Here is a 16,119-nt window from a genome sequence, read left to right as displayed (position 1 = left end):
ATGAAACCGTCGGGAGGGGACTACGGCAACCCTCCGCGTGCGCGCGGGGCGCGCGGCGGGCGTTGCGCCGCGTGGTCCGGCTTGGCAGGGTTGTCGCCGAACCGTCCCTTGCAGCCAGTGGCAAGACCCTGCGTCGGGCTGCCAACTCCAGACCGAGTCCCTCACGCCATGCTTACGATACGCCCCGTCCCGCGCGCGCTCGTACCCGTCGACTCCGACGCCGCCCGCCGCGTCTCGGCGCGGAACTACGACGAATTCCAGGGAGATGTGGAGATCTGGGAGGCCATTCGGCGAGCACCCGACTCCGTCCTCGGCGTCACGATGGCGCACTGCGCGGTCGACAGCCCGACGGCAGTCCTGCCGGGTGACTCGGAGGCGTCGATGAGACTCGCGCGCCGCAACTTCCAGCGGCTGAGCGCCTCGCGCCTCACCCGCGAGGCGAAGCGGATCCTGTACCTCTACGAGATCGTGGACCCGCGGCGCCCCGGCGTGCGGCAGATCGGCCTGGGCGGGCTGGCCCGCACGAACGAGATCCGGACGGAAGACACGCCGGCCGGGCCGATCATTCGGAACGAAGGGGTTCGCCCGCCCAAGGCGAGGGGACGCGCCCGGCTCATCGAAGCGACGGGCGCCATCATCGGGACCGTGAACAACGCGGTCCCGGACGCGTCCGGGGAGTTCGCGGCAGCCCTCGAGCGCCACGCCGACGGGACCGCACCCGACTTCGAGACCGGGGGCTCGGGAGGCACATCCCATCGCATCTGGCTCGTTGAGGAACCGGGGGCCATCGCCCGCCTCCAGCGACTGCTGGCCGCGGAGCCCGAGGCATACGTGGCCGATGGCAACCACCGGAGCGCGGCCGCCGCAATGCTGGGGTACGAGTCTTTCCTCGCGGTATTCTTTCCGGCGGACCGGATGGGGATTTCCCCGTACAACCGGCTGGTCCGCCTCCCTCGCCAACACGACGCGACTGCCGTCGATGCGGCGGTCGATGCGGCGCTGGAGCGCTCCTTCGAGGTTTCGCCCGCCGGGGAAGAACCTCTACAGCCTCGCGAGACCCACGTGATCGGCGTCTATGCGGCGGGGCGGGGCTGGCGGCGCGCGACGCCCCGGAGCGGTGTGTACGACGCGGCCGATGCCGCCGCCTCCATCGACCACGACATCGTGCAGCGGACGCTGTTCGCCGATCTGGGTCTGGCGGACGCGGCGGACGAACGGCTCACGTTCGTGGGCGCGAACAAGGATGCGGGATGGCTCGTGGCCGAAGTGGACGGAGGTCGGGCGGACCTGGCGGTCACCCTTCCCGCCGTGACGATGCGTCAGTTCATCGCGGTGTGCCGGCAGCGGCGGATGATGCCCCCAAAGTCGACCTGGTTCGAGCCCAAGATCCGGAGCGGACTCGTCATGGCGCAGCTCGACGGCGACTAGCAGTCCGTGGCAAGACCCCGCGTCAGCTCCGGGATCGGTCGCGGAGCGCGGCGCGGTCGACCTTTCCCAGGTGCGTCCTCGGCAGGTCGGCCGCGACGTGAACGGCGGCGGGCGTCTTGTACGAGGGCAGTCGCGAAGCGACGAACTCCCTGAGCTCCGGAACAAGCTCGCCGGCTCGCGCGGCGGCCCGCTTCGTCGGGACGATCCAGGCGACCGGCTCCACGAGGCCCTCGTGAGTCGGCACGCCGACGACGGCCGCCTCCGCCACGGCGGCGTGCCGAAGCAGGCAATCCTCGACCTCGCCGGGTGAGAGCCATTTTCCTCTGACTTTGAGCATGTCGTCGCCGCGACCGCAGTAGCGGAACACGCCGCGCTCGTCGCGGACGATCATGTCGCCCGACACGTACCACTCGCCGCGGAAGGCCTCCGCCGTCGCCTTCGCCCGCCGCCAGTATCCCAGCGCCCGCGACCCCCCGCGGACCCAGAGCCAACCCACTTCGCCGTCCGGAAGGTCTCGACCCTCGTCGTCGCAGACCCGCACCTCGAAACCGGGCACCGCGCGCCCGAGCGTTCCCGGATGCACCTCGTCGGGGCGGTTGCTGAGAAAGATGTGCCACATCTCCGCTGTCCCCAGGCCGTCCAGGAGCGTCACCCCCCAGCGGTCGCGCCAGCGCCGGTGGAGTTCGGGCGGGAGGGCCTCTCCCGCCGAGGTCGCGAGACGAAGGCTTGAGAGATCGCTCGCGGCGGCGTCCGGGTGCGCCACCATGTGCCGGATCATGGTGGGGACGTTGACGAGCACCGTGGGCCGGAATCGTGCGATCCTCTCGAACAGAACCTCCGGACTGCACCGCTCCGGGAAGAGGACCGCGGTCGCGCCGACCGAGAAGGGGAAGAAAAGGTTGGAGCCGGTGGCGTATCCGAAGAACAGCTTCGGGACGGAGAGCGTGATGTCGTCTTCCGTCAGGCCCAACACCCGCTTGCCGTAACACTCCGTCGTGTTCGCGAACGAGGCGTGCGTCTGCACGACGCCTTTCGGGCGGCCGGTCGTCCCGCCGCTGAACAGCCAGAGGGCGGGGTCGTCCCGGTGGGTCGGGCTGGGGTCCAGCGTCGCGGGCTGGGCATGCAGCCGTGCCACGAACGCGGGGTCGTCCACGACGAAGGTCTCGCGCGGCGCGGAGGCGTCCTCGCGCCAGGGGATTCCGGACTCCCGCACCGTCGCCGCTGCCGGCGCCGCGGGCGTTCCCTCGCGAAAGGAGGGCGCACGGCCCGAATCCACGAGAAGGACGGCGCCGCGCGTGTAACGAAAGAAGTACGAGATCTCGTCGGGCCGAAGCCACGGGTTCAGCATGACACCCACGGCGCCGATCCGCAGCGTGCCGAAGAGGGCGCCGACGAAGTCCGGTCCGTCCGGAAGCGCGATGAGGACCCGCTCCTCCGGTCGCACGCCCGCGCCGCGCAGCAGGTGGCCGTAACGGTTCGCCAGCGCTTCGACTTCCGCGTAGGTCTGCTCGCCGCCGGCCGTGAGTAGCGCGCGGCGGCCGCCCCGCCCTTCTCGAATGCGGTCGCCCAGGAAGTACTCGGCGATGTTGAAGCGCTCGGGCGGATCGAAGATCGGCTGCGGTGCGGCGTCTCGCATCGGGCTCCAGCGGCGGGGGTCGTCCGGTCCGGGCTGAGGTTCGCAGGGTATGCGCGGGCCGGAGCGTCTACAACCGACCCGGCCCGCCCGGACTTGCGCCCTTCCCCGGCAGGGCGTAGCGAGACTCCATGACTCTGCACAGGCTTTCGGACCTCACCTGGGAGGAAGTCGGGGCGCTCGACCTCGGGCGAACGGTGGCGATCCTGCCCGTCGGAGCGACCGAAGCGCACGGCCCCCACCTGCCTCTCGACACCGACGTCACCATTGCGGAAGCGATGGCGGAAGCCGGCGCGCGACGGCTTTCGGCTCTGGGTCTGGAGATCGTGCTCCTCGACGGCCTCCGGTACACGCCGGCCGCCTTCTCGGCGAGCTTCCCCGGCACGATCGATATCGGGACCGCGACGCTCACCGCGCTCATCGCCGACATCGCCGCCAGCCTGCGTCGGGCCGGGATCGCCACCCTGGCGATCGCGAACGCCCACTTCGATCCCGCCAACCTCGAGGCGCTTCGGGCTGCCGCCGAGACGACCGGCGGGGACGACTCGATTCGCGTCGTGTTTCCGGATGTCACGCTCCGGCCGTGGGGAGGCCGGCTCACCGAGGAGTTCCGGAGCGGCGCCTGTCATGCCGGGCGGTACGAGGGTTCGATCCTCCTCGCCCGCGACCCCCGGCGCGTACGTGAGGAGATCATGCGTGAACTGGAGGACAATCCCGTCTCCCTCTCCGCCGCGATCCGGGCCGGGATGGGAGACTTCGCGGAAGCGGGGGGGACGCGCGCCTATTTCGGCTACCCGTCGCAGGCGACGGCGGAAGAGGGACGTGCTACCATTGAGACGCTCGGCGACATCCTCGCGGAGGCCGTGAGAGAAGCCCTGAGGGAGGAGAAAGAGTCGTGAGTCTTGCCGGACGTGGCGCTCTCGTCACGGGCGGGGGGCGCGGCATCGGGGCCGCGACGGCGCGGACGCTGGCGGATCGAGGCGTCCGGCTGGTCCTGGCGGCGCGGAGCACGCCGGAGATCGAGGCCGTCGCGGCCGAACTGCGGGACGGCGGCGGCGAGGCCTGGGCGGCGACGTGCGACGTGTCGGACCCGGCGAACGTGAAGGCCCTGTGCCGCGAGGCCGAGCATCGTCTCGGCGCCGTGGACATCCTCGTGAACAACGCCGGTGTGGCCAGTTCCGCGGCCGTCGTGAAACTCGCCCTGGAGGAGTGGGACCGGCTGTGGCGCATCAACGCGACCGGCGCGTTTCTCGCGATGCAGGGCGTGATGCCCGGCATGATGGAGCGCGGCTGGGGCCGGATCGTGAACGTGGCCTCGGTCGCCGGCCTGCGCGGGGCGCGCTACATCGCCGCCTACGCCGCATCGAAGCACGCCCTGCTCGGACTCACGCGTGCCGCCGCGGCCGAGGTGGCCGGGGCCGGGGTTACGGTGAACGCGGTCTGTCCCGGCTACGTCGACACGCCGATGACGGACGCCACGATCGAGAACATCGTGAAGCGAACGGACATGGATGAGACCGACGCCGTCGAGGCGATCCTTGCGACGACGCCGCAGGGCCGGCTCATTGCCCCCGGGGAGGTCGCGGCATCGATCGCGTTCCTCTGCGGAGACGAAGCGCGGAGCATCAACGGCCAGACCATCGTGCTGGACGGCGGTGCCACGGCGACTCTCCCGTGACCGACGCGTTCGAGGTGCTGAACCCGGCCGCGCTTGGCGAGCCGAGGGGCTGGAATCACGGCCTCCTCGCTCCTCCCGGCGGGCGCGTGCTCTTCGTTGCCGGCCAGACCGCAAGCGGATCGGGAGGACAGATTGAGACTCCGGACTTCGCCGCGCAGTTCGCGCTCGCGCTCGATCGCGTGCTGACGGTCGTGCGGGCAGCGGGCGGCGAGCCCTCGCACATCGGACGGATGACCATCTACGTGACGGATCTCGCCGCCTACCGGGAGGCCCGTTCCGAGCTTGGGGCCGCGTGGCGCGCCCGCTTGGGCCGGCACTATCCCGCCATGGCGCTCGTCGAGGTCAGCGGGCTCGTCGATACCGGCGCGCAGGTCGAGATCGAGGCGACCGCCGTCCTGCCATGACCTCGCACCACCGCCTGGAAGGAAGCGCACCGTGCATCTGAACCCGAGTTCATTCCTGTACGAGGTCGATGCGGCGACATCCGTCGCGACGATCACGCTGAACCGTCCGGAACGGGGCAATGCGCTGACCTTCGAGATTTACGACGAACTCCGAAACACGTTCCGCGCGCTCGACCGTGAGCCGGGGGTTCGCGCGGTCGTCATCACGGGCGCCGGCGCCGCCTTCTGCACGGGCGGAGATGTGCGCGACATCATCGGACCACTCCTCGAGATGGACGCCGCGGAGTTGCTCGACTTCACGCGGATGACGTGCGACCTGATCGCCGCCATGCGGGAGTGCGGAAGGCCCGTCGTCGGCGCCCTGAACGGCACGGTGGCGGGGGCCGGGGCCGTGATCGCGACCGCCTGCGATGTGCGGATCGCGGCGGAATCCGCGAAGATCGCCTACCTGTTCACGCGCGTCGGGCTGTCCGGCGCCGACATGGGGATCGCCTGGCTCCTGCCGCGAATCATCGGTCTCGGGCGTGCGACGGAGCTTCTGATGACGGGCGATTTTCTCGACGCGCGGGAGGCGCTCCGCGTCGGACTGTACCATCGGGTCGTGCCCGATGGCGAGGCGCTCGCCGCGGGGACGGAGTGGGCGGCGCGGCTGGCGGCGGGACCCACCGCCGCGCTGTCCGTCACCAAGCGCGCTCTGGAGACGGAGGCACACATGACGTTGCGCGACGCGCTCGCCGAGGAGGCCCGCCTGCAGGCCGCCTGCATGGAGGAACCGAACTTCCGCGAGGGCTTCCGCGCCTTCGTCGAGAAGCGGGCCGCGGTGTTCTCGTGATCGATCTCCACCCGGTCCGCGCCTTCCTCGAACCGCGGCACCTCGAACTCGGGGAGGGGCTCGGGCGCTATGCGGCGGCGGAGTTCGCCGAACACGCGCACCGGGACGATGATGATCTCGCCCGCCGCTACGCGCGGGAGATCTGCGCATCCCTGGGGCGGGGCGGCTGGCTGAAGGCGGTTGCCCAACAGGACTTCCGGGCCTGTTCCGTGACGCGAGAGACGCTGGCCTTCTACTCACCGCTCGCGGACGCAATGTTCGCGCTCCAGGCGTTGGGGTCGACCCCGATCGCACTGGCCGGCGATGAGAGGCAGCGGCGGCTGTGGCTCGACCGCGCCATCCGCGGGCGAGCCGTGGCCGCCTTCGCGATGAGCGAGCCGGAGGCGGGGTCCGACGTGGCCGCCATGCGCACGACCGCCGTCCGGGACGGGAACGACTACGTCCTCAACGGCGTGAAGACCTTCATCTCGAACGCGGGGATCGCGGACTTCTATCTCCTGTTCGCGGTCACCGATCCGGGCGAAGGCGTGGCAGGGATCTCCGCCTTCCTCCTCCCGGCCGATACGAAGGGATTCCGCTTCGTGCGGCCGCTCGTGATGGCCGACCCCCACCCGCTGGGCGAGATCGCGCTGGAGGACTGCCGGCTTCCGGCCTCGGCCCGCGTCGGAGGCGAGGGCGAAGGGTACAAGCTCGGGCTCGCCACGCTCGACCGCCTGCGCCCCACCGTTGGCGCCGCGGCCTGCGGGATGGCGGGCCGCGCGCTGCACGAAGCGCTCCACCACGCCCTCTCACGCCGACAGTTCGGACGAGCGCTCGCCGATTTTCAGATCACGCAGGAGAAGGTGGGGCGCATGGGCACCGACCTGACCGCCGCCCGGCTCCTCGTGTATCGAGCGGCCTGGGAGCGCGACGGCGGGGCAGACCGCACCGACCTCGAAGCCGCCATGGCAAAGTCCTTCGCGACCGAAATCGCGCAGGGCGTGGTGGACGACGCCGTGCAGATCCTCGGCGGACGCGGCGTGCTGGCGGACCACCCGGTCGACCGGCTCTACCGCTCCGTGAGGGCCCTCCGCATCTACGAGGGCGCCACCGAGATCCAGCGTCTCATCATCGCGCGTCATCTGCTCGACGCCGCGCGCGGCGAGAGCGACCTCTGAGGATCGTCTGCGTCGGAGGCGGGCCGGCCGGCCTGTACTTCGCGATCCTGATGAAGCGCTCGGATCCGGCGCACGATGTCATCGTCCTCGAACGCAACCGTCCCGGCGACACCTACGGCTTCGGCGTTGTCTTCTCCGACGCCACGCTGGAGGAACTCGCCGCCGCCGACCTCGAGAGTTACGAGGCGATCACGCGGTCCTTCCACCACTGGGACGACATCGACATCCACTACCGGGGCCACCGGCTCACGTCGACCGGACACGGGTTCAGCGGCCTGGCCCGCACCACGCTCCTCGAGGTCCTGGAGTCGCGGGCGCGCGAACTCGGCGTCGATCTGCGGTGCGGCGTGGAAGTCGGGTCGGAGGAGGCGTACGCCGGCGCCGACCTCGTGCTCGCCGCCGATGGAGTGAACAGCCGCATGCGGGATCGATACGCCGACGCGTTCGGCCCCCGCGTCGATCTCCGTCCGAACCGGTTCGTGTGGCTCGGCACGACGAAGCCCTTCCCCGCCTTCACGTTTTATTTTCGGGAGACCGAACACGGCCTGTGGCGGGTGCACGCATATCAGTACAGGCCCGATGGCGCGGACGGAGAAGCCGTCTCCACCTTCATCGTCGAGGCGACCGAGGCCACGTGGCGCGCCGCCGGCATGGACGCCGCCTCCGAAGAGGAGACCGTCTCCTTTCTCGAGGATGCGTTCCGCGAGGAACTGGACTCCCACCGGCTCATCGCAAACCGCTCGATCTGGCGGGGCTTCCCGACCGTCCGGAACCGGTCGTGGCGGCACGGCCACATCGTGCTCGTCGGCGACGCCGCGCACTCGGCCCACTTCTCCATCGGGTCGGGCACGCGGCTGGCGATGATCGACGCGATTTCGCTTCACGAATCGCTCCTCGCGCACGATCTCGCGGTGGCTCCCGCGCTGGAGGCCTACGAGACGGCGCGCCGGCCCGAGGTCGAGAGCGCGCAGAGGGCGGCCCAGGCCAGTCTCGAGTGGTTCGAGGGCACCGAGCGTTTCCTGGAGACGGAACCCGTGCAGTTCGCCTTCAACCTCATCACGCGCAGCCTCCGCATCACCCACTCCAACCTCGCCCTGCGCGACCCCGAGTTCACCGCGCGCGTCGACCGCCGGTTCGCGGAGCGGGCCGCGGCGGATGCCGCCACAGCGGATGCAGCCACAGCGGATGCAGCCGCGGCGGCCGGAACATCTCCCCTCGAGAGCGTCGGGCGCGGCCAGGCTCCGCCCCCTCTCCTCGCCCCGTTCCGGCTGCGGGAGCTCGAACTGAAGAATCGGGTCGTCGTCTCGGCCATGTGCCAGTATTCCGCGGACGAGGGGACGCCGGATGACTGGCACCTGGTGAACCTCGGCAGCCGGGCGATCGGCGGAGCCGGACTCGTGATGTCGGAGATGACGGACGTGAGTAGGGAAGGCCGTATCTCGCTGGGCTGCACGGGGATGTACGCTCCCGCGCATGTGGGCGCGTGGAAGCGGATCGTCGATTTCGTGCATCGCCACTCCGAAGCGGCGATCGGGATGCAGCTGGGCCACGCGGGCCGGAAGGCTTCCACGCACCTGTCCTGGGAGGGCGACAACGAACCGCTCGAGGAGGGCGGCTGGCCGATCATGGCCGCCTCTCCCGTGCCCTGGTTCGAACACAGCCCGGTGCCGCGCGAGATGACGCGGCGAGACATGGACCGGGTGACCGACGAGTTCCGCCGCGCGGCGGAGATGTCGGAGGAGGCGGGGTTCGACCTGCTGGAGATCCACTTCGCGCACGGCTACCTGCTGGCCAGCTTCATCTCTCCCCTCACGAACCTCCGTGAGGACGAGTACGGGGGCGACGTGGATGGACGGCTGCGGTTCCCGCTCGAGGTGCTCGCGGCGGTGCGATCGGCGTGGCCGCCGGAGAAGCCGATTTCAGTCCGAATCTCCGCGGTGGACTGGGCGGAGGGCGGGATGAGCGCCGACGGCGCCGTCGAGATCGCGCGACGCTTGAAGGAGGCGGGCGTGGACATCGTCGATGTCTCGGCGGGCCAGACCGTCCCCTGGCAGGAGCCGGTTTACGGCCGCCAGTACCAGACGCCGTTCTCGGACCGCATCCGGCACGAGGCGGGGATCGCGACCATGGCCGTGGGCAACATCTCGTCCTTCATGGACGTGAACACGATCCTCGCGGCGGGGCGCGCGGACCTCTGCTGTCTCGCCCGCGCGCACCTCTGGGACCCATACTGGACCCGGCACGCCGCCTACGCTTCGGGGGCGCCGATCCCGTGGCCGCCGCAGTATTCGTCGCTGGACGGCTATACGCCGAGATTCGAATGGGGGTACTGACGCGGGCCTCCCGGGGAACGGCCGCCGGAGGAGATTGATGGCGCACGGCAAATACCTGACCTATTCCGGATACCTGCACCTCGACGAGTTGCTGTCGCTCCAGGAAGAGCAATCGGGCGAGGGCGGGAACCCGGAACATGATGAAATGCTGTTCATCATCATCCACCAGGTGTACGAGCTGTGGTTCAAGCAGCTCCTGCACGAGCTCGAGTTCGCGCGCGACCGCATGGGCGCGGACGACATGCCGCGGCTCCTGCATACGATGGAACGCATCCTCACGATCCTGAAGGTCCAGGTCGCCCAGCTGGACATCCTGGAGACGATGCGACCGCTGGAGTTCCTCGCCTTCCGGCAACGGCTGGAGGAGGCGAGCGGCCTGCAATCGTACCAGTTCCGCGAACTCGAGTTCATCCTCGGCCACAAGCGGACGGACGTATTCGATCGATACCCGGAAGGGAGCGACGCGCGCCTGCGGCTCGCCTCCCGCTACGAGGAACCGTCGCTGTGGGCCGCCTTTCTTCGGTTCCTCCACGCGCGCGGCTACGCGATCCCGGCGGAAGACCTCGAGCGGGAGGTCACGGCGCCGACCGAACCCTCCGCGGGCGTGCGGGCGGCCCTCATCCGGCTCTACCGGGAGGATCCGCAGCTCGTCCAGTTGTGCGAGCGGTTCGTGGACCTCGACGAGGGGCTCCAGGAATGGCGCTACCGGCATGTGAAGATGGTGGAGCGCACGATCGGGGCGCGGCCCGGCACCGGTCAGACAGGGGGCGCCGCCTACCTCAGGAAGTCGCTGAACCGCCCGGTGTTTCCCGACCTGTGGGCGATCCGCACCGACCTGTGACCAGTTTCCCGTGACCGGCTTCGCGCCGGAGGACCTTTACCGGGAGCCGAACGCGCTGGCCCCGTTCTACTCGCGCTTCCGGGTCGCGGAGCGGCTGCTCCTCACCGGACATTCGCACCAGGCGTGGCCCGACCGCGGGTTCGAGGGACAGCTCCGGGCCTGGGAGGACGCCGCCCGCCTCGTGGACGGGAAGTGGGAGGAGGCGTTCGCCCGGGGGAACCGGGTCCGCGCCGGGTACGCCGAACTCCTCGGACGCCCGGGGCGCCCGGACGACGGGGACGTCGCGCTGGGCTCGAACACGCACGAACTTGTGGTGCGCTTTCTCTCCGCCCTGCCCCTGCGCACGCGGCCCCGCCTCGTGACGACGGGGGGGGAGTTCCACTCCATCCGGCGCCAGCTCGACCGGCTGGAGGAGGAGGGACTCACCATCGTCCGCGTGCCCGTGGACCCGATCGACTCGCTCTCCGAGCGGCTCGGTCTCGCGACGGACGACAAGACGGCGGGCGTGCTGGTCTCCGCCGTCCTCTACCGCGACGCCCGGATCGTCGGCGGGCTGGACCGCGTGGCGGAACGCTGCGAACAGGTGGGGTGCCACCTCCTCGTGGACGCCTACCACGCGCTGAACGCGATCCCCTTCGATCTCTCGAGCCTCGGACTCGGACGCGCGTTCGTGGTGGGGGGCGGGTACAAGTACTGCCAGCTCGGCGAGGGGAACTGCTTCCTCCGGGTACCTCCGGACTGCCGGCTGCGCCCCGCCGTCACCGGGTGGTTCGCGGAGTTCTCCGCGCTGCACGGGGGAGAGGAAGAAGGGCGGGTGGGGTACGGACCCGGAGCTGAACGGTTCGCGGGCAGCACCTACGATCCGACGAGCCACTACCGGGCGGCCGAGGTGTTCGACTTCTTCCGCGAACAGGGGCTGACGCCGGAGTTTCTGCGCGGAGTGAGCCGGCATCAGGTGGACCGGCTGGCCGCGGGTTTCGATGCGCTCGACCTGGACCCGGGACTGATCGACCGCGACCGAAATACGCCGCTCGAGACGGTGGGCGGTTTCCTTGCGCTGCGCACCGCGCGGGCGTGCAACTTCCACGAGGCCCTCGCGGCGCGCGGCGTCGCGACGGATTATCGGGACAATCTGCTGCGATTCGGTCCGGCTCCCTATCTGAGCGACCGGCAACTGGACGACACGCTGGCCGCTCTGGGTGAAAGCTCCGGTCTATTGTAGCTGCGGCGATCTGCAGAGTCTTCTTTCGCAAAACTCGGTGCCCTCGTCGCAGTACGGCGACCCCATGTACGCGCCACCGTGACAGTAGAATTCGCCGTCAGTATCGCCGCAAGCACAGCATCTGGTCGTCGGCGAGCTACTGCACGCGGCCCCGCTCGAGCCGAGTGCGGGGGAGGGAGCCGGCAGCATCACAATCGCCATCAATCCCGCAGCGATCACGGAGGCAAGAACGAAGAAACGCCGACCCTCCAGGTCGCTCTGTTTGTCCCTCATGGTACACCACCTTGTCAAGATAAGCGTGGAACACATCTCCGCGACGACTCAGCGCGGCCGGAGCACGATCTCGCTCACTACCGGGTACGGTCGGACTCTGTCGGCCAAGAGAAAAACCGTGTCCCCCCTGAAGGCGCCCATGGGCGCCCGCAGTACGGACGACGTGTCCATGATCGACCGTCGCATCAGCAGGGCTCCGTCGTACGCGCGTGCTTCAAGAATCACGGACGATGCACGGATGTCCGCCATGCTTCCCGTAAAGTCGTCCGGATCCACGGTCACGGCGCGGAAAAGGGCGAGCGAGCGACCACAGGCAACGTCGATTCTGGCCGGTCCCGGCACCCATGCCCCGCCCGATGCGAGCGTGGGAGGCAGATCCAGCGATGTCAGAAAATGAAACCGTTCTTCGCCGGTATCGGATACGAGTCCAACACCTTCAAGCGCCCATTCACTTGTCGCGACGATGGTAGGCGACCGGCCGTTGGGCTCAACGCAAGCCGCCATGTGCCTGATCCAGCCGTCCGAGCGCACGGCGATAGGCGGAGCTTCCACCAAGGACCTGCGAAACGCTCCCGTGCGACTGTCGACCAGCGCCACGCCGGCGTGGTCGACCGACTCGGTGGCGATCACTAGCGTCGAATCGTCCAGCACGGCCAGATGCGAAAGGGTCACACCCCGCCCGCCCACGATCTCCAGCGGTACTCGCCTCGTCTCATGGCCCGTTTCGTCCAACACGACGACGGCGCCGTGGCCCTGATCGTAAACGAAGAGGGAACCGGCGAACGCGTCGATGATTCGGATCATGCGGAATTCGCCGGGGCCATCGCCACAACGACCCAGCTTCTGGCGCAAACGACCGTCAGGTCGCGCGATCACCGTAAGGGTGCAGGCGTATAGATCCGCTACAACGAGACTGCCATCCGCGAGAACCGTCGCGTCGACAGGGGCGCCGAAGGATATCTCGCCGGATAGACTACCGTATTCTCGGAGCGGTACGGCAACCCACGAGGAATCCGCCTCCGCCGTCTCGGCCCTCACCTCGCTCAAGCCGGGTATTAGCCACGGGTGGTTGTCCTCTCCGCAGCCAAGAACCGAGAAACACAGTAACAGCTGCCGCAAGGCATGGAAGCGTCGAGTTCTCACGTAGCCGCCACGCAACTGCGGCGGGGGCCCGATGAATCGCAGCCGAGGGGACGAGAGCACTCGCTGTCCCTACTGGATCCACAGACAGGCTGGATTATCCGGGCAGGAGGAGCCACTGCACGACACAGCTCCGATGTAGGCTCCACCCTTGCAGAATGGCTCTCCGTCCTGCTCTCCGCAGGTGCAGCACTTCGTCGTGGGGCCCGCCTGGCACGCCATACTCATCGCCTGCAGCGACGGAATCGGCGGGACCGTCACCGCCACCAGCGCTGCTGCGATCAGCGCAAGCGCGAAGGATGCAACGTGTCTTGCCGGCATGGGAGATCACCTTTCGTTCAGAGTCAGTTCTTCAACGGGGCCAATTGACGTTACGATCGGCGCCGCCGGATCGAATTCAAACGAACTCAGCGCGCGCAAACCGTCGGCGCCGACGCCGACGCCGGTGAACTCACCTCCCTCAACCACGAACCACACGGGGGTGACACCGCGAGGTGTACCGACGGACCACCAGCCGTCATGGGGGGTCACGACTCGGAGCAACTTCGACTTCTCGGCACCGTACGCCCGACGCCAGCGGGATCCGTTGCGAGGATCCGTATCGAGCAGAAACACTTCCCGTTTCGGCGACATCTCGCGAAGGGCAAGTGCTGCTTCCACAGCCGCCTCCGACCACGGGCAGTCCCAGTCCACTACCAGGAAAATCCCATCGGTCGGCCATTCCCAGTTGAGTGCGATGTTGGTGGTTTCGGATACCCATTCCGAGGCTTCCATGAATTGCGGCGTAAACGCCCGGGCGGGGCGGTGGAGGAAGCCGGCTTCGTAAGCTCGCAAGGTGCCCGTCAACCGTGTCTGCTCCGTTTGCAGCTCCTGGGCCCGCACGACGATTTCGTTCGCTAATGTCCGCAAGACGCTAAAGCGGTATCCAGTCCAGGCGACCGCAAGTACGAGTACGCCCCACCCAATCCAGCGGAGGATACCTGATCGAAGCTTCATCGCGTTCTCCCGCATTGGGGACGTGCCACCTCTTGTGACGCCTGACCGTCGACGTCAGCCTGGAAGCTCCAGAGCCTCCGGCGGCCGGGGCCGTCTACGCCCCCGTCGCCCCCAACTCGTACGTTCCAGGCGTGACGCTGCCCATGAATCTAGGAGTGCGCCGACAGCTCGAAAGCGGGCAGAATCGGTGAATTTGTGACGAAATCGGTGCAAAAGAGGCGTTGGCGATCCCTCCCCGGAACCAGAGTGGATGCCCGTGGCGAGGATCAGGGTCAGCCGTCTCGAGCCGCGCGGCGCGCGGCCCACACCAGATCGTCGGGGACGTCGACACCGCGCGTCGACGCCCGAAGGTCCACGCCGGCGGGAAAGTCGCCGGCCCGCACCTGGCGGAGGCGCAGGCGATCGAGGAAGCTCATCATCGAGGGGGACGGGTCGTCGGACGCGGCGGTGAGCGACAAGAGCCGCCTGGCCAGCCGGCCGACCTCCCGCCGATAGGCGGCGCACAGCGGCTGGGCCCGGCCGCGCGCGTGCGGCACGACGGCGTCCAGGTCGGCGTCGATCGCGAGTTCGCGGCTCAGGCGGTCGACGAGCTCCGGCGTGACGAAGGGAAGGTCGCCCGCCAGCACGACGCAGATCGCGCCCCGCGCCGCCTCCAGCCCCGAGGCCACGCCGGCGAGCGGGCCCAGGTCGGGCACCGGGTCGGGCACGACGAGCAGGGCGCGGCCCTCCGGGCTGCGGAGCGCGACCGAGCCGGGCGGGCCCGCGCTCTCCGCGCCGGCGGCGCCGGGCTCCCAGCCCTCCGCGGCGAGGGCGCGCCGGAAGGGCGGAACCTCGCGCACCGCCAGCACCACGTCCGCGAACTGCGCCGTGGCTTCCAGGATCCGCGACAGCACGGTGCGGCCGCCGATCTCGACCAGCGGCTTGTCGCGGCCGAGGCGGCGGGAACGTCCGCCGGCCACGATCACGAGCGACCGGTCCGGCCCACTCACGCTCCGGGAGGCCCGTCGGGCCCGGCCGCCCGCGCCCCAGGCGCCACGCCCAGCTCCGCCAGCAACGCGGCCACCCGCCGGCGAATGTCATCCCGGACCATGCGGAACTCCTCCGGCGGCAGGTCCTTCGGGTCCTTCACTTCCCAGTCCTCGCGCCGCCGCGCGGGCACGTGCGGACAGGCGTCGCCGCACCCCATGGTGACGACCGCATCGAACGGCCCGGCCGGCACGTCGTCCAACCCCTCCGACCGGTGGACGCGGAGATCGTAGCCCACCTCCGCCATGGACTCGATCGCCCGCGGATTCACGACGCCCGAAGGCGTGGAGCCCCCGCTCGACGCCTCCACGCCGCCACCCGCCAGCATGCGGGCGAACCCCTCCGCCATCTGGCTCCGGCAGGAGTTCTCCACGCAGACGAAGAGGAGCCGCGGGCGCACGGGCTGCTAGCCGCCGAGGACGTTGAACTGCCGGCTGAACTTGACGACCAGCGAACGCCCCTGCGGCCCGTGCAGGTCCTGGATCCCCTGGATGTCGTTGTAGACGATGAACAGGCCGGTCCCCGCCGTGTTGAGCCACCCGAACCGCACGTTGGCGGAGAAGGTGTCGAGCTGCGTCGAGTACTGGACGAGCGACTGCAGGTAGATCCGCGGCGTGAAGAAGTACCCGAAGTTCACCCCCGCCAGCGTCGTGACGAAGTCCCCCTGCTCCAGCGTGACGTTGTTGTAGTCGAGCCGGAGCGACGTGCTGAACGAGGAACCCGGCCGCACCGTCAGCGTACCGTTCAGGCTGCGGCGCGAACCCGACAGGAATTGGCCGATGTTCGCCCCACTGCGGAAGGAGACTTTCGCCGATTCGTTCGTCCAGAAGCGCAGTTGCGTTTCCCATCCATCGTACGTGCCGGCGGGCACGGTGACGTCCGTGCCGTAGATCGTGAAGGGCTCGTACAGCCCTTCGCGATTCCAGTTCATCCCGGTGTGGGCCTCCATCCCGTCGTTGAACTCCCAGTGGTTGTCGATGTGGAGCCGGGCCGACTCCTCGAACCCCGGCGTCACTCCCGTCTTTTCGCTCCGGAAGGTGAAGTAGGAGATGTGCGGGCGGATCTCGCGGAAGGTCTCCTCCGGATGGATGTTGTACATGAGCTCCTGCGCGTACGACGCGCGCAGATTCACCACCGACTTCAATTCGGGGTTGCG

Annotated in this window: 15 protein-coding genes; 9 read left to right on the top strand and 6 right to left on the bottom strand. The window is 69.2% G+C overall.

Annotated elements, in window-relative coordinates:
- The first annotated feature begins 168 nt into the window (after positions 1–168).
- Positions 169–1,428: a DUF1015 family protein gene (locus tag OXN85_05495; GenBank protein MCY3599404.1), complete on the top strand. Its 1,260-nt coding sequence runs from the start codon at positions 169–171 to the stop codon at positions 1,426–1,428.
- A 22-nt stretch (positions 1,429–1,450) separates the two neighbouring features.
- Here OXN85_05495 and OXN85_05490 read toward each other — a convergent pair whose 3' ends face one another.
- On the bottom strand, positions 1,451–3,064 hold the full coding sequence (locus OXN85_05490; protein ID MCY3599403.1) for a benzoate-CoA ligase family protein: 1,614 nt from the start codon (positions 3,062–3,064) through the stop codon (positions 1,451–1,453).
- Positions 3,065–3,192: 128 nt separating this feature from the next.
- Here OXN85_05490 and OXN85_05485 point away from each other — a divergent pair, with 128 nt between their 5' ends.
- The 8 genes from OXN85_05485 to OXN85_05450 are packed head-to-tail and all read left to right on the top strand — an operon-like array spanning position 3,193 to position 11,528.
- Positions 3,193–3,960 carry a creatininase family protein gene (locus OXN85_05485; GenBank protein MCY3599402.1) on the top strand — a complete coding sequence of 256 codons (768 nt, stop codon included), beginning with the start codon at positions 3,193–3,195 and terminating at the stop codon, positions 3,958–3,960.
- Positions 3,957–4,739, top strand: a complete 783-nt coding sequence (locus tag OXN85_05480; GenBank protein MCY3599401.1) for an SDR family NAD(P)-dependent oxidoreductase — start codon at positions 3,957–3,959, stop codon at positions 4,737–4,739. The genes OXN85_05485 and OXN85_05480 overlap by 4 nt, the downstream gene beginning before the upstream one ends.
- Entirely contained in the window at positions 4,736–5,143 is a 408-nt protein-coding gene (locus OXN85_05475) for a RidA family protein (protein MCY3599400.1), read from the top strand. Before OXN85_05480 ends, OXN85_05475 begins: the two co-directional genes overlap by 4 nt.
- Before the next feature lie 31 nt (positions 5,144–5,174).
- Positions 5,175–5,975 carry an enoyl-CoA hydratase family protein gene (locus OXN85_05470; protein ID MCY3599399.1) on the top strand — a complete coding sequence of 267 codons (801 nt, stop codon included), beginning with the start codon at positions 5,175–5,177 and terminating at the stop codon, positions 5,973–5,975.
- Positions 5,972–7,132 carry an acyl-CoA dehydrogenase family protein gene (locus OXN85_05465; protein MCY3599398.1) on the top strand — a complete coding sequence of 387 codons (1,161 nt, stop codon included), beginning with the start codon at positions 5,972–5,974 and terminating at the stop codon, positions 7,130–7,132. Before OXN85_05470 ends, OXN85_05465 begins: the two co-directional genes overlap by 4 nt.
- Positions 7,129–9,465, top strand: coding sequence for a bifunctional salicylyl-CoA 5-hydroxylase/oxidoreductase (locus OXN85_05460; GenBank protein ID MCY3599397.1), 2,337 nt, complete (start codon positions 7,129–7,131; stop codon positions 9,463–9,465). The genes OXN85_05465 and OXN85_05460 overlap by 4 nt, the downstream gene beginning before the upstream one ends.
- 37 nt (positions 9,466–9,502) lie before the next feature.
- A complete protein-coding gene (locus OXN85_05455; protein MCY3599396.1) occupies positions 9,503–10,306 on the top strand; it encodes a tryptophan 2,3-dioxygenase family protein in 804 nt (267 codons plus the stop codon).
- Positions 10,307–10,316: 10 nt separating this feature from the next.
- Positions 10,317–11,528 carry a kynureninase gene (locus OXN85_05450; GenBank protein ID MCY3599395.1) on the top strand — a complete coding sequence of 404 codons (1,212 nt, stop codon included), beginning with the start codon at positions 10,317–10,319 and terminating at the stop codon, positions 11,526–11,528.
- A gap of 321 nt (positions 11,529–11,849) precedes the next feature.
- Here the strand turns inward: OXN85_05450 and OXN85_05445 are convergent, their stop codons facing one another.
- From OXN85_05445 to OXN85_05425, 5 genes are all read right to left on the bottom strand, one after another.
- The gene (locus OXN85_05445) at positions 11,850–12,605 is read right to left on the bottom strand and encodes a hypothetical protein (protein MCY3599394.1); all 756 of its coding nucleotides are present in this window, start codon (positions 12,603–12,605) and stop codon (positions 11,850–11,852) included.
- Between the two features lie 663 nt (positions 12,606–13,268).
- The gene (locus tag OXN85_05440) at positions 13,269–13,937 is read right to left on the bottom strand and encodes a hypothetical protein (protein MCY3599393.1); all 669 of its coding nucleotides are present in this window, start codon (positions 13,935–13,937) and stop codon (positions 13,269–13,271) included.
- A 272-nt stretch (positions 13,938–14,209) separates the two neighbouring features.
- A complete protein-coding gene (locus OXN85_05435) occupies positions 14,210–14,926 on the bottom strand; it encodes a molybdenum cofactor guanylyltransferase (GenBank protein ID MCY3599392.1) in 717 nt (238 codons plus the stop codon).
- Positions 14,923–15,363 carry an arsenate reductase ArsC gene (locus OXN85_05430; protein MCY3599391.1) on the bottom strand — a complete coding sequence of 147 codons (441 nt, stop codon included), beginning with the start codon at positions 15,361–15,363 and terminating at the stop codon, positions 14,923–14,925. Before OXN85_05430 ends, OXN85_05435 begins: the two co-directional genes overlap by 4 nt.
- 6 nt (positions 15,364–15,369) lie before the next feature.
- A partial coding sequence (locus OXN85_05425; protein ID MCY3599390.1) for a hypothetical protein occupies positions 15,370–16,119 on the bottom strand: 750 nt, incomplete at its 5' end.

It is taken from the genome of Candidatus Palauibacter australiensis (assembly GCA_026705295.1).
GTDB lineage: Bacteria > Gemmatimonadota > Gemmatimonadetes > Palauibacterales > Palauibacteraceae > Palauibacter > Palauibacter australiensis.
The sequence above is the reverse complement of the archived record's forward strand: the minus strand, read 5'-3'. Positions and strand labels throughout refer to the sequence as shown.